General features: G+C 74.7%; 11 protein-coding genes and 1 pseudogene. 3 read left to right on the top strand and 9 right to left on the bottom strand.

Annotation, left to right across the window (positions count from 1 at the left end):
* Both LG632_RS27475 and LG632_RS27470 read right to left on the bottom strand, forming a co-directional pair.
* Positions 1-1,796, bottom strand: a 1,796-nt coding sequence (locus LG632_RS27475; protein WP_226730256.1) for an NHL domain-containing thioredoxin family protein, incomplete at its 3' end; no start/stop codon positions are given.
* 43 nt (positions 1,797-1,839) lie between these two features.
* Positions 1,840-2,388 carry a DUF1062 domain-containing protein gene (locus LG632_RS27470; protein WP_226730255.1) on the bottom strand — a complete coding sequence of 183 codons (549 nt, stop codon included), beginning with the start codon at positions 2,386-2,388 and terminating at the stop codon, positions 1,840-1,842.
* Between the two features lie 235 nt (positions 2,389-2,623).
* On the opposite strand from LG632_RS27470, the pseudogene LG632_RS27465 reads away from it, so the two are divergent.
* A pseudogene (locus tag LG632_RS27465) lies at positions 2,624-2,797 on the top strand (TetR family transcriptional regulator); the annotation flags it as partial.
* A 14-nt stretch (positions 2,798-2,811) separates the two neighbouring features.
* Here LG632_RS27465 and LG632_RS27460 read toward each other — a convergent pair.
* Complete coding sequence (locus LG632_RS27460; protein WP_226730254.1) at positions 2,812-3,261, bottom strand: hypothetical protein; 450 nt, start codon at positions 3,259-3,261, stop codon at positions 2,812-2,814.
* A gap of 70 nt (positions 3,262-3,331) precedes the next feature.
* On the bottom strand, positions 3,332-4,135 hold the full coding sequence (locus tag LG632_RS27455) for a carbon-nitrogen family hydrolase (protein ID WP_226730253.1): 804 nt from the start codon (positions 4,133-4,135) through the stop codon (positions 3,332-3,334).
* Between the two features lie 139 nt (positions 4,136-4,274).
* Here LG632_RS27455 and LG632_RS27450 point away from each other — a divergent pair, with 139 nt between their 5' ends.
* Positions 4,275-5,099, top strand: coding sequence for a maleylpyruvate isomerase family mycothiol-dependent enzyme (locus LG632_RS27450; protein ID WP_226730252.1), 825 nt, complete (start codon positions 4,275-4,277; stop codon positions 5,097-5,099).
* A 119-nt stretch (positions 5,100-5,218) separates the two neighbouring features.
* On the opposite strand, the gene LG632_RS27445 is transcribed toward LG632_RS27450, so the two are convergent.
* Entirely contained in the window at positions 5,219-6,532 is a 1,314-nt protein-coding gene (locus LG632_RS27445) for an MFS transporter (RefSeq protein WP_226730251.1), read from the bottom strand.
* A complete protein-coding gene (locus LG632_RS27440) occupies positions 6,529-7,230 on the bottom strand; it encodes a GntR family transcriptional regulator (RefSeq protein WP_226730250.1) in 702 nt (233 codons plus the stop codon). Before LG632_RS27440 ends, LG632_RS27445 begins: the two co-directional genes overlap by 4 nt.
* A gap of 150 nt (positions 7,231-7,380) precedes the next feature.
* Between LG632_RS27440 and LG632_RS27435 the strand changes: the two genes are divergently transcribed.
* A complete protein-coding gene (locus LG632_RS27435) occupies positions 7,381-8,589 on the top strand; it encodes a DUF418 domain-containing protein (RefSeq protein ID WP_226730249.1) in 1,209 nt (402 codons plus the stop codon).
* Positions 8,590-8,648: 59 nt separating this feature from the next.
* On the opposite strand, the gene LG632_RS27430 is transcribed toward LG632_RS27435, so the two are convergent.
* The 3 genes from LG632_RS27430 to LG632_RS27420 all read right to left on the bottom strand — a co-directional run.
* On the bottom strand, positions 8,649-9,326 hold the full coding sequence (locus LG632_RS27430; RefSeq protein WP_226730248.1) for a hypothetical protein: 678 nt from the start codon (positions 9,324-9,326) through the stop codon (positions 8,649-8,651).
* Positions 9,327-9,565: 239 nt separating this feature from the next.
* On the bottom strand, positions 9,566-10,348 hold the full coding sequence (locus LG632_RS27425; protein ID WP_226730247.1) for a hypothetical protein: 783 nt from the start codon (positions 10,346-10,348) through the stop codon (positions 9,566-9,568).
* Between the two features lie 100 nt (positions 10,349-10,448).
* Positions 10,449-11,160: dihydrolipoamide acetyltransferase family protein (locus LG632_RS27420; RefSeq protein ID WP_226730246.1), on the bottom strand; the 712-nt coding region annotated here is incomplete at its 5' end.

Below are 11,160 nucleotides of genomic sequence, written 5' to 3'. Positions count from 1 at the left end.
AGCCTGGTGGCGCCACCGGCGGTGATCCGGACGGGCACGCCCCAGTCCTGCTGGTGCACGTGGCAGGCCGGGTACTCGTTGGCCGGGTCGTCGTCGCAGGAGGCCGCCATCGCCGAGACGTGCAGCACGCCCTCGGTGACCCCGTCGGCCAGCACCAGCTCCCGGAACAGGTCCGTCCCGGCGCCCTCGCCGCCCGCCAGCAGCTCGGGCGGGGTGGAGCTGACCAGCAGCCGGGTGGAGGGCCCGTAGCGGTCGTCGAGCTTCTGGCCGCTCGGCGCCCGGAAGACCACGTCGAGGCGGAGCGTGCCGGGGGCGACGTCGGTCGCGGCCCGCTGCGTGCGGTGGGCGACGTCCTGCACCCGCACCGCCTCCTCGGGCAGCCGCAGCCGGGTCAGCCGGTGCCGGGCGGACTCCACGACCACGATGTCCTCCCCGACGAGGACGGCGTCGCTGGGCTCGCGCAGATCGGTGGCCAGCGTGGTGACCTGGTCGGTGGCCGGGTCGTAGCGGCGCAGGGCGTGGTTGTACGTGTCGCAGACGGCTACGGAGCCGTCCGGGAGGGCGGTCACGCCCAGCGGGTGCTGCAGCAGCGCCCGGCCGGCCTCGCCGTCCCGGTGCCCGAAGTCGAACAGCCCGCTGCCGACGGCGGTGCGCACGACCCCGTCGACGTCGATCCAGCGCAGCGCCGAGGTCTCGGAGTCGGCGATCCACAGCCGGTCCCCGGCCGCCGCCAGGCCCGACGGCTGCGCGAACCAGGCCTCGGCGGCGGGGCCGTCCACCAGGCCCTCGTTGGTGGTACCGGCGGCGACCTGGACGGTGCCCGCGGCCGGGTCCCAGGTCCACAGCTGGTGCACGCCCGCCATGGCGATCCACACCTTGTCCTGCCACCAGGCCACGTCCCACGGCGAGGACAGGTCCACCTCCAGCGCCGGTCCGGAGGTGGGCGACCCCTGCCACCACTGGCGGCCGGTGCCGGCGACGGTCTCCACGGCGCCGGTGTCCGGGTCGAGGACGCGCAGCGCGTGGTTGACGGTGTCGGCGACGACGACCCGCCCGTCGGGCAGCAGCGCCAGCCCCTGCGGCTCGTTGAACGCCTCGGCGGTGAACCCGCGCTCCCCGCTGCCGATCCGCCGTACGACGCTCTCGCCGTCGGCGGCCAGCTCGACGAGCTGGTGCCGGGTGGAGTCGGACACGAGCAGGTTGCCGGACGGCAGCACGACGGCCTTGCCGGGGAACCGCAGGTCGGTCGCGACGGGCTCCGGGGCCACGTACGGCCCGTCGCCGCGCCGCAGCGTCCCCTTGGCCCCGTGCTCGGCCTCCAGCTCCTCGACCAGTCGCGCGAGGGCGTGCGCGTGCCCCTCACCGGCGTGCTGCGCGACGACGTAGCCCTCGGGGTCGATCACCACGAGCGTGGGCCAGGCCCGTACGGCGTACTGCTTCCAGGTCGCGAGCTCGGGGTCGTCGAGCACCGGGTGGTGCACCCCGTAGCGCTCGACGGCGTCCACGACGGCGGCGTGCTCGGCCTCGTGCACGAACTTCGGCGAGTGCACCCCGATCATGACGACGGTGTCGCGGTGCTTCTCCTCCAGCTCGCGCAGCTCGTCGAGGACGTGCAGGCAGTTGATGCAGCAGAAGGTCCAGAAGTCGAGGATCACGATCCGCCCGCGCAGCGCGGCCAGGGACAGCTCCTCGCCTCCGGTGTTGAGCCATCCCCCCTTCCCGACGAGCTCGGGAGCGCGGACACGGGCACGGCGGGACGCGGGCGCGGGGGTGGGCGCCGGGGCAGCATCGTTCATCCTTCAAGCTTGCCATTCGCCCACCCGCCGCCGCCCGGCCCGGTCAGCGTTTGAGGGTGAAGGTGAAGTCCGACGAGATCGTGCCGGTCAGGGGGACGGCCGAGACCAGGTGGCCGGTGGTGACCAGGCGTTCGGTCTCGGCCCGGGACAGGCCGCAGGCTCCGGCGATCAGACGGGTGGGGCGGACGGGGATGCGGGCCGCGAAGCGGACCCTGACGTCGAGCACCTCGCGGTCCAGGTGGTCCGAGCCGCCGGTGTCCAGGCGCCAGGCGCCGGCCCAGTCGAGGGCGATGCGGCCCCGGCGCTGCACGGCCGGGTCCTGGAGCAGCTCGGCGGTCAGGCCGAGGTCGTTGGCGTGCAGCCGGTCCAGCAGCTCCGGCCGTACGGAGCGGACGTTGACCCGCTCCAGGAGCGGGAGCTTCACGGTGTCCCCGCAGGCGGTGCAGAGCACGAGGAGCCAGGCGTCGAGGAGCTTGTGGTGGGCGTTGACCCGGAACTTGCCGGCGGGCCGGAAGTGCCGGGACGCGCACGCGTGGCAGCGACGGAGTACGAGCGGAAGGCAGGTGGGCGTGACGGCCCAGGTGGTGAGCACAGGAGTACACCGGTTTCAGTGAGAAATCCGCAGCAGAAAGGGACGCGGCGCGCACGGGCGGCGCGACGCGCGACAGATCAGCGCTCGGGAGGTCTCACAGGGTGTACAACGGCATGTCCTTGCCTCGACGACGTGGCGGGCAGCACGCTAACGGCCCACCCGGGCCCGCCTCCACCGGTTTTCCCGGCGCCCGGTCCCCCGCCTCGCGGGCCGGGCGCGGCGGCCCCGCCCGGAAGCCGTCGAGGAGACCCTGGCCGAGGTCGCCGGGGACGGCGTCGGCCGGGGGCCGTTCACCGAGACGTTCCGGGCCGTCCTGCACGGCCTGGCCACCCTGACCCGCGCGGGCCCTTTGCCGCCCGAGTTCGCCGAGCGCCGGGTGGAGCCGTTGGTGGACCGGCTCCCCGTGGTCCGACGGACGCGCCCTCAGCCGCCCGAGGCGATCCTCGCCAGGAACAGGACGACGACGATCACGCCGAGCGTGGCGTGGAAGCGGGCCCGGTCCGGGTCGCGGCGCGGGTCGGCGCTGCGGGCCAGCAGGAGCAGGACGGCGGACGGCAGCAGCATCAGGAAGCCGACCAGGGCCAGCGGCAGCGCCAGCAGCAGCACCGGAAGGCCGAGGGCCAGGCAGTACGTGCGGAAGGCCGGACGGCGGCGGACGAGGAGGACGCCCACGAAGGGCACCGACCAGGCCAGGAAGAACGGCACGAGGCCGAAGTCGCGGGACAGGGCGACCGCCACCAGGGAGAGGAGCGCGGCCGTCGCGGCCAGCGCCCGCTGCAGCGGGTGGATCCGGTCCGCGTCGACCCCGCCGGCCCCGCCTGTCTCCCCGGCCCGCGCGGCCGCTCCCGCTCCCGCCGCCTTCGCCGCGCCCATTCGTTGCCCCTGTGCCGGCTGCCTGAACATGTTCGATCGCGCTTCAGCATAGGGGCCGCGTTGAACGTGTTCAAGAGGAGCGGGGAGCCCCGCGGCGCACGCCCAGCATCCGGTCCTTCAGCGCCGGGAAGGCCTCCCGCGTCTCGGGCACCTTCTTCGGGTCCAGGTCGACGGTGAGGACCTCCTCGCCCGGGCCGGCCTCCGCCAGGACCTCGCCCCACGGGTCCACCACCAGGCTGTGCCCGGCCTGCTCCACGCCCGCGTGCGTGCCCGCCGAGCAGCAGGCCAGCACGTACGCCTGGTCCTCCACGGCCCGGGCCCGGTTCAGCAGCGTCCAGTGGGCGCGGCGGCGGGCCGGCCAGCCGGCCGGGACGACGAACGCGGTCGCGCCGTTGTCGACCAGGCCGCGGAACAGCTCCGGGAAGCGCAGGTCGTAGCAGGTGGCCAGGCCCAGCGTCTGCTCGGGCAGCTCCACCGTGGTCAGCGAGTCGCCCGCCGCCATCAGCACCGCCTCGCCCTGGTCGAAGCCGAAGCGGTGGATCTTGCGGTACGTCGCCGCGAGCTCGCCCTCGGGCGAGAGGACCAGCGCGGTGTTGTACAGCGAGCCGTCCCCCGCGCGCTCGACGATCGAGCCGGCGTGCAGCCAGACCCCGGCGTCGCGCGCCGCCTGCGCCATCACCTCGCGGGTCGGCCCGTCCAGCGGCTCGGCCTCGGTCTCGAAGAGCTCGTAGGCGAAGGCGCCGACCGGCCACAGCTCCGGCAGCACGACGAGATCACTGCCGCTCTGCTCCCGTACGAGCTCCGCGACGCGGGAGCGGCGGGAAACCACCGACTCCCCGTCGTGCACGGCGATTTGGATGAGGGAGGCGCGCACAGTACCACCGTCCTGGCTTTCGGTCCGTCAACTCGGGCCTACGATCGTCACACGAAAGCACTGCCGGGGTGCTCATCGGCAGCGTAGCTTTGGAAATCAAGTCCACAACGCGCCACTGAACTGCACGCGAGGGGTCCCGTTGACCGTCCATCCCAGCCTTCAGCCCTATGTCGATGCGTGGACCCACTCCATCGAGGCGATATCCGAACTCGTCGTCCCGTTGACGGAGGGCGAGTGGAACCGGGCGACGCCCTGCCCGGGCTGGTCGGTGCGTGACGTGGTGTCCCACATCATCGGGATCGAGACCGAGATGCTCGGCGATCCCCGCCCGATCCACACCCTCCCGCGCGACCTGCGCCACGTGGTGGACGAGTTCACCCGCTACATGGAGGTGCAGGTCGACGTCCGGCGCCACCACACCGCGCCGGAGATGACCTCCGAGCTGGAGTACACCGTCATCCGCCGCTCCCGCCAGCTGCGCAACGAGAAGCGCGACCCGTCGACCATGGTCCGGGGCCCGCTCGGCGACCAGGTCACCCTGGAGCTCGCCACCCGGCTGCGCGCCTTCGACGTGTGGATCCACGAGCAGGACCTGCGCACCGCCCTCGGCGTGCCGGGCAACCTCGACTCGCCGGGGGCACACGTGGCCCGCGACCTCCTCCTGGCCGGTCTGCCGAAGGTCGTCGCGAAGGAGGCCGGGGCCCCGGCCGGTTCGGCGGTGGTGCTGGACGTGCACGGCCCGCTGGAGTTCATGCGCACCGTACGGGTCGACGCCGAGGGCCGCGGCACCATGGACGGCACGCCCTCGCTGGGCCCGGCCGTGACGCTGGTGATGGACTGGGAGACGTACGTACGCCTGGCCGCGGGCCGGGTGCGGCCGCACGCCGTCGCCGACCGGGTGAAGACCGAGGGCGACGAGGAACTCGCCGACGCGATCCTGCGCCACTTCGCCGTCACGCCCTGAGGCCCGGGCGCCGGCCACGGGACGCGGGAGGCCCGGGCGCCGGCCCCGGGAGGCCGCAGCCTCGTGTGGCGGGCGGGGCAGACCCCCGTCCCGTTCCGCCCGCCACCGGCTGGTACCCGTCAGGACGTCCGGCCGGCCGCCACCGGTTCCGTCTCCCGCGCCCCTTCGTGGCGCAGCGCCGGACCCCGCAGCCGGAGGATCTGGCTCACACCCAGGGCCTGGAGCACGAAGACGGCGCAGAAGGCGGTCCGGTAGTCGTCGCCGGTGGCGTCCAGCAGCACGCCGATCGCCAGCAGGGTGGTCATCGAGGCGAGGAAGCCGCCCATGTTGGTGATGCCGGACGCGGTGCCCTGCCGGGCCGGCGGATTGGCGGGCCGGGCGAAGTCGAAGCCGATCATGGAGGCCGGTCCGCAGGTGCCGAGCACCACGCACAGCACGACCAGCAGCCACATCGGGGCGTGGCCGGGATGGACCAGGACCGCGGCCCACAGCGCCGCCGTGGTACCGATCGTGCCCAGGGCCAGCGGGATCCGCGCGCCGGGGCGGCGGCCGACGAGCTGGCCGTAGAGCAGCCCGAAGCCCATGTTGGCGGCCACCACCAGCGTCAGCAGCCCGCCGGCCGCGCCGCGGTCGAGCCCCTGGTCCTCGACCAGGAACGGCATGCCCCACAGCAGCAGGAACACCATCGCCGGGAACTGCGTGGTGAAGTGCACCCACAACCCCAGCCGGGTGCCGGGCTCCCGCCAGGAGCGGACGATCTGGCGCCGGACGTAGCCGCGCTCGCCGCGCGGCGCGGGCTCCGGCGCGTGCCCTTCGGGATGGTCGCGCAGGAACAGCACCAGCGGGACCAGCACCACCAGCCCGGCCACCGCGCTGCCCGCGAACGCCGGCACCCAGCCGACGCCGTGCAGGACGGGCGCGAGGACGAGCGTGGAGACCAGGTTGCCGGCCATCCCGACCAGCCCCGCGAGCTGGGCCACCAGCGGCTGCCGGCGGACCGGGAACCAGCGGGTGCCCAGCCGCAGCACCGAGATGAACGTCATGGCGTCCCCGCAGCCGAGCAGCGCCCGCGCCGCCAGCGCGGTGCCGTACGAGGGCGCGCAGGCGAAGCCGAGCTGGCCGGCGGTGAACAGCACCGCGCCCAGCGTCAGCACCCGCTTGGTACCGAGCCGGTCGACCATGAGCCCGACCGGTATCTGCATGCCGGCGTACACCAGCAGCTGGAGCAGGGAGAACGTCGCCAGGGCGGAGGCGTTCACGTGGAAGCGGTCGGCGGCGTCGAGCCCGGCCACCCCCAGGCTGGTGCGGAAGATGACGGCCACGAAGTAGACGGACACCCCGACGCACCAGATCGCGACGGCCCTGCGGCCTCCGAGCGGCTCGGGGGCGAGGACGGGCCGGGCGGCGGCGGTGCCCGTGTCCGCGCCCGTCATGCCGAGGCCCCGCGCATCAGGCCGCTGACCCGGCCGAGGTGGGCGCGCACGCAGGCGGCCGCCCGTTCGGCGTCCCCCGCGCGCAGCGCCAGCAGGATCTCGCGGTGCTCGGCGAGGTTCTGCGCGACCCGGTCCGGGCGGGCGTGCATGACCGCCACGCCCATGCGCAGCTGCCGGTCACGCAGTTGGTCGTAGAGCCGGCTCAGGATCTGGTTGCCCGCGTGCCGGACGATCTCGGCGTGGAAGCAGCGGTCCGCGACCGCGAAGGCGGCCAGGTCGCCGTCGGCCGCGTGCCGTTCCTGTTCGCGCAGCAGTTCCTCCAGCCGGCCGACCAGAGCCGGTGGCGCGGGGACGGCCCGGTGGACCGTGAACTCCTCGACCAGCAGCCGGGTCTCGACCACGTCGGCGATCTCCTGCGCCGACACCGGCAGCACCAGCGCCCCCTTCTTGGGGTAGAGCTTGATGAGCCCCTCGGTCTCCAGGCGCAGCAGCCCCTCGCGCACGGGCGTGCGCGAGACGCCGACGGCCTCGGCGAGCTCTCCCTCGGTCAGCAGCGTCCCGCCCTCGTAGCGGCGGTCGAGGACGCCCTGCTTGATGTGCTGGTAGACGCGTTCGGCGGCGGTCGCGGGCGCCCGCCCGGCGGCGGTCGCGGGCGGGGCCGCGGGCGTGAGCGGGGTCGCGGGCGCGGTCGAGGGCATGGGCACAGGTTAGATACAACTCGGATGCGCGGCGGTCTCCCGTCCACGATGCGGACGACGCGGCCGCCCGTCCCCTGCATCGAAGGATGTACTCCCGCTTCGTCCGGCCGCACGACGTGTCCGCCCCGGCCCGCCGGGACGCTGGAAGACATGGCGACGCACACCCTGACCCGCCCGGCCACCACCGGGCGCCTCCCGCTGCTCGACGTCCTGCGCGGCGCGGCCATCCTCGGCACCCTCATGACCAACGTCTGGATCTTCGCGACGCCCGGCTCGGAGTGGTCCGTCCTCCAGGACGGCCTGGGCGCGCCCGACCCCCTCGCCGACCCGTCCGTCGCCACACTCGCCGAGTTCCTCTTCCGCTTCTTCGCGGACGGCAAGTTCCTGGCGCTGCTGACCGTGCTGTTCGGGGTCGGACTGGCCATCCAGTACGACTCCGCCGCCCGCCGCGGTGCCCCGTGGCCGGGCCGCTACAAGGGCCGGGCCGCCTTCCTCTTCCTGGAAGGCACCGTCCACTTCCTGCTCGTCTTCGCCTGGGACGTGCTGATGGGCTACGCCGTGACGGCCCTGCTGGTCGCCTGGCTGCTGGCCCGCTCCGAGCGCCTGCGCCGCGGTGTGCTGTGGACCGCGGCGGGCCTGCACCTGGCCCTGATGACGCTGCTGACCCTGGGCCAGCTCGCCTCCTCCGGCGGGAGCGGTTCCGGCGGCAGCGGCGCCGAGGAGCCGTCGACCGTCGCCGTGGACCTCTACGCCCACGGCAGCTGGGCCGACCAGATCGGCTTCCGGCTCGTGAACGCCGGGGCGCTGCGGATCGAGCCGGTGCTCTCCTTCGGCCTGCTGCTCTTCCTCTTCCTGCTCGGCGTCCGGCTCCACCGGGCGGGCGCCTTCGCCCCGACCGACACCGGCCGGCGGATCCGCGCCCGGCTGGCGGGGTGGGGCCTCGGCCTCGGCCTGCCGCTGAACGCCGCCTGCGCCCTCGGCGGGCAGGACTTCTTCCTGCTCGGCCGGTACGCCGCCGCCCCCGTCGTGGCCCTCGGCTACATCGGCCTGATCGGCTGGGCGCTGGACCGGCTGCCGCTGCCCGCCGCACTGACCGGCTCCCTGTCCGCGATCGGCCGCACCGCCCTGTCCTGCTACGTCCTGCAGAACGTGCTGTGCATGCTGGCCTGCTACGGCATCGGCCTGGGCCTGACCGAGCGGCTCGCCGGGCACGGCCCCTGGTGGGTGATGGCCCTGTGGGCCGGTGTGGCCGTGCTGCTGGCGGCCGCGTCGCGGCTGTGGCTGCGCCGCTTCGAACGCGGCCCGCTGGAGTCCGTGCAGCAGTGGGCGCTCAGGCCCCGCCCGACAGCGCGGGCGTGAGCGCGGATCGCGCGTCCGTACGGCCCGCCCGGAGGGACCGTACGGACGCGCACGGGCGGCTACTTCGCCGGCAGCGGCAGCGAGGGCAGCTCCGGCAGCGGCAGGCCGAGGCTCGCCAGCAGGGCCAGCACCAGCTGGAGCAGGGCGCTCACCACGTCCGTGGCCTGCGTCTTGACGTCGGCGGCGCAGCCGCACGTCCCGGCGGCCTTGGTCAGGCCGTCGACGGCCTTGCGCAGCGCGGCGACCGCGTCCTCCACGGGGCCGGCGGCCCGCGGGGCGGGCATCGGCCGGGCGGCCGGCGGCCCGGCCACCGGCAGCGCCGGCGGGCTCACCGGCACGCTCGGCGGGGTCACCGGCGCCGTCACCGGGGGCACCGCGGGGGCCGGGGCGGGCGCGGTGACGGGCGGAACGGCCGGGGCGGGGGCCGGGGCCATGGACTTCACCTTGTCCAGGGCGGCGGTGACGTCACCGGTCAGCTTGGTGAGGTCCGCCTCCGGCACCTTGCCGTTGTCCGCCTTCAGCACCGTGGTGAGCAGATCGGTGACCGGTTTGAGCAGGCCGCCGATGTCCCCCAGCGTCTTGGCCTGGGCCAGCAGGGCGTCGGCACCGGGCACGGGGGCCTGGGCGGCGGCGGCCGGGCGCGCCGGCTGCGCGGCGGCGGCCGCGAGGCCCGGGGACGCGGCCAGGAGGGTCAGGGTGAGGGCGGCGGGGACGGTGACACGGGTCAGGCTGCGCACGGTTCTCTCCTTCGGGAGCGGTCATGACAGGGGACGTCGTCGCCACCACTCAGGGACACCGCGTGACGAGCCGCAACCGCAGCGTCACCGGCCGGATGCCCAACACGCCGCACAAGGGCCCGCGCAACCGGCGTACGACCCGCGCTGACCTGCGCGGATGCCGTCACCCCCGGGTGCTGGCCCGACCGGTACCGCCCTTCGCCCGGGCGGCCCCCGGTCCCCGGCGGCCCCGCCGCCCCTCAGGGCAGCCGGGGGCGGACCGCCGTCCAGGCGTCCACCGCCCCGCCGAGCGGGTCACCGTCCACCAGGTACGGCCGTACGGACTCCAGCCGGACCAGCACGGTCTTGACCCGGCGCAGCTCGCGGATCCCGTCCAGCGGCAACTCCCGCCAGGCGGCGGCCCGCCGGGTCGTGCCGCGCGGGGTGTGGCCGAGGCGGGTCAGCAGGTCCAGCAGTTCCCGGCACAGCCCGGCCGGGTCGCGGGCGGGATCGGCCCGGTCCGGCCCGAGGTGGTGGATGAGGTAGCCGCGCACGGCGGCGTCCTCGGCGGCCGCGAGCAGCGGCTCCTCGTCCGCCCACGCGGCCTTGCGGCGGCAGGCCGCGCGGGCGACCCGGCCCCAGCGCAGCCGTAGCGGCGCGGGCAGCCGGTCGTCCTGCATGCGCTGCGTGGCGAGCACCCTGAGGGCGACCGGTGTCGGCTCCTCCACCAGCGGCGGGTCCCCCGCCAGCCAGTCCTCCAGCTCCTGCAGGCCGTGGCCGCCGGGCGGTACGGACGTCAGCACCTGACCCCGGCTCAGCAGCGCGACCACGGCGCCCGTCAGGTGCACCTTGGCCACGTGCCCGGCGTCGAAGAAGCCGACCGTCCGCCCGTGGCGCTCGATCCGGCGCAGGCCCACCCTCGATTCCCCGGCGGCGTACACCTGCCCGGTCCGGGCGACGCCGCCGACGCAGCGGACCACGCACACGCCACCGGCTCCGTCGGCCCGCTCGACGGAGTAGACCTGCAATTCGGCGATGGGCACCCGTCCCCCCTCTCCCCGGCGAGGCAGGCTACCGCGCCCGGGAACGCGGACGGCCGGCCCCCGGGGGGGGGGCCGGCCGTCCGGCGGCGCGTGCGGTGCCTCAGCTCCAGGTGACGAGGCGGCGCGGGTGTTCGAGCACGGCGGCGATGTCGGCGAGGAACTTGGAGCCGAGTTCGCCGTCGATCAGGCGGTGGTCGAAGGACAGCGCGAGGGTGGTGACCTGGCGGGCCTTCACCTTGCCCTTGTGGACCCACGGCTGCGGCTTGATCGCGCCGACCGCGAGGATCGCGGCCTCGCCGGGGTTCAGGATGGGCGTGCCGGTGTCGACGCCGAAGACGCCGACGTTGGTGATGGTGAGGGTGCCGCCCTGCATGTCCGCCGGGGAGGTCCGGCCCTCGCGGGCGGTGGCCACCAGGTCGGACAGGTCCTGCGAGAGCTCCGCGAGGGTCTTGGCGTGCGCGTCCTTGATGTTCGGCACGATCAGGCCCCGCGGGGTGGCCGCGGCGATGCCCAGGTTGACGTAGTGCTTGAGCACGATCTCCTGGGCCGCCTCGTCCCAGGACGCGTTGACCTCGGGGTTGCGGCGGACCGCCACCAGCACCGCCTTGGCGATGAGCAGCAGCGGGTTGATCCGCAGGCCCGCGAGGTCCGGGTCCTCCTTGAGCTCCTGGACCAGCTTCATGGTCCGGGTCACGTCGAGGGTGATGAACTCGGTGACGTGCGGGGCGGTGAACGCGGAGTCCACCATGGCCTGCGCGGTCATCTTGCGGACGCCCTTGACCGGGATGCGCGTCTCGCGCGCCCCGGCGGCC

The organism is Streptomyces antimicrobicus (assembly GCF_020532625.1).
GTDB classification, from domain to species: Bacteria; Actinomycetota; Actinomycetes; order Streptomycetales; family Streptomycetaceae; genus Streptomyces; species Streptomyces antimicrobicus.
This window is presented reverse-complemented; position numbering and strand designations above follow the sequence as displayed.

Coding starts and splice junctions, on each gene's coding strand:
- LG632_RS27460 (WP_226730254.1), bottom strand. CDS start 3,261: ATGGGCGCGGCGAAGGCGGCGGGAGCGGGAGCGGCCGCGCGGGCCGGG.
- LG632_RS27445 (WP_226730251.1), bottom strand. CDS start 6,532: ATGACGGGCGCGGACACGGGCACCGCCGCCGCCCGGCCCGTCCTCGCC.
- LG632_RS27440 (WP_226730250.1), bottom strand. CDS start 7,230: ATGCCCTCGACCGCGCCCGCGACCCCGCTCACGCCCGCGGCCCCGCCC.
- LG632_RS27435 (WP_226730249.1), top strand. CDS start 7,381: ATGGCGACGCACACCCTGACCCGCCCGGCCACCACCGGGCGCCTCCCG.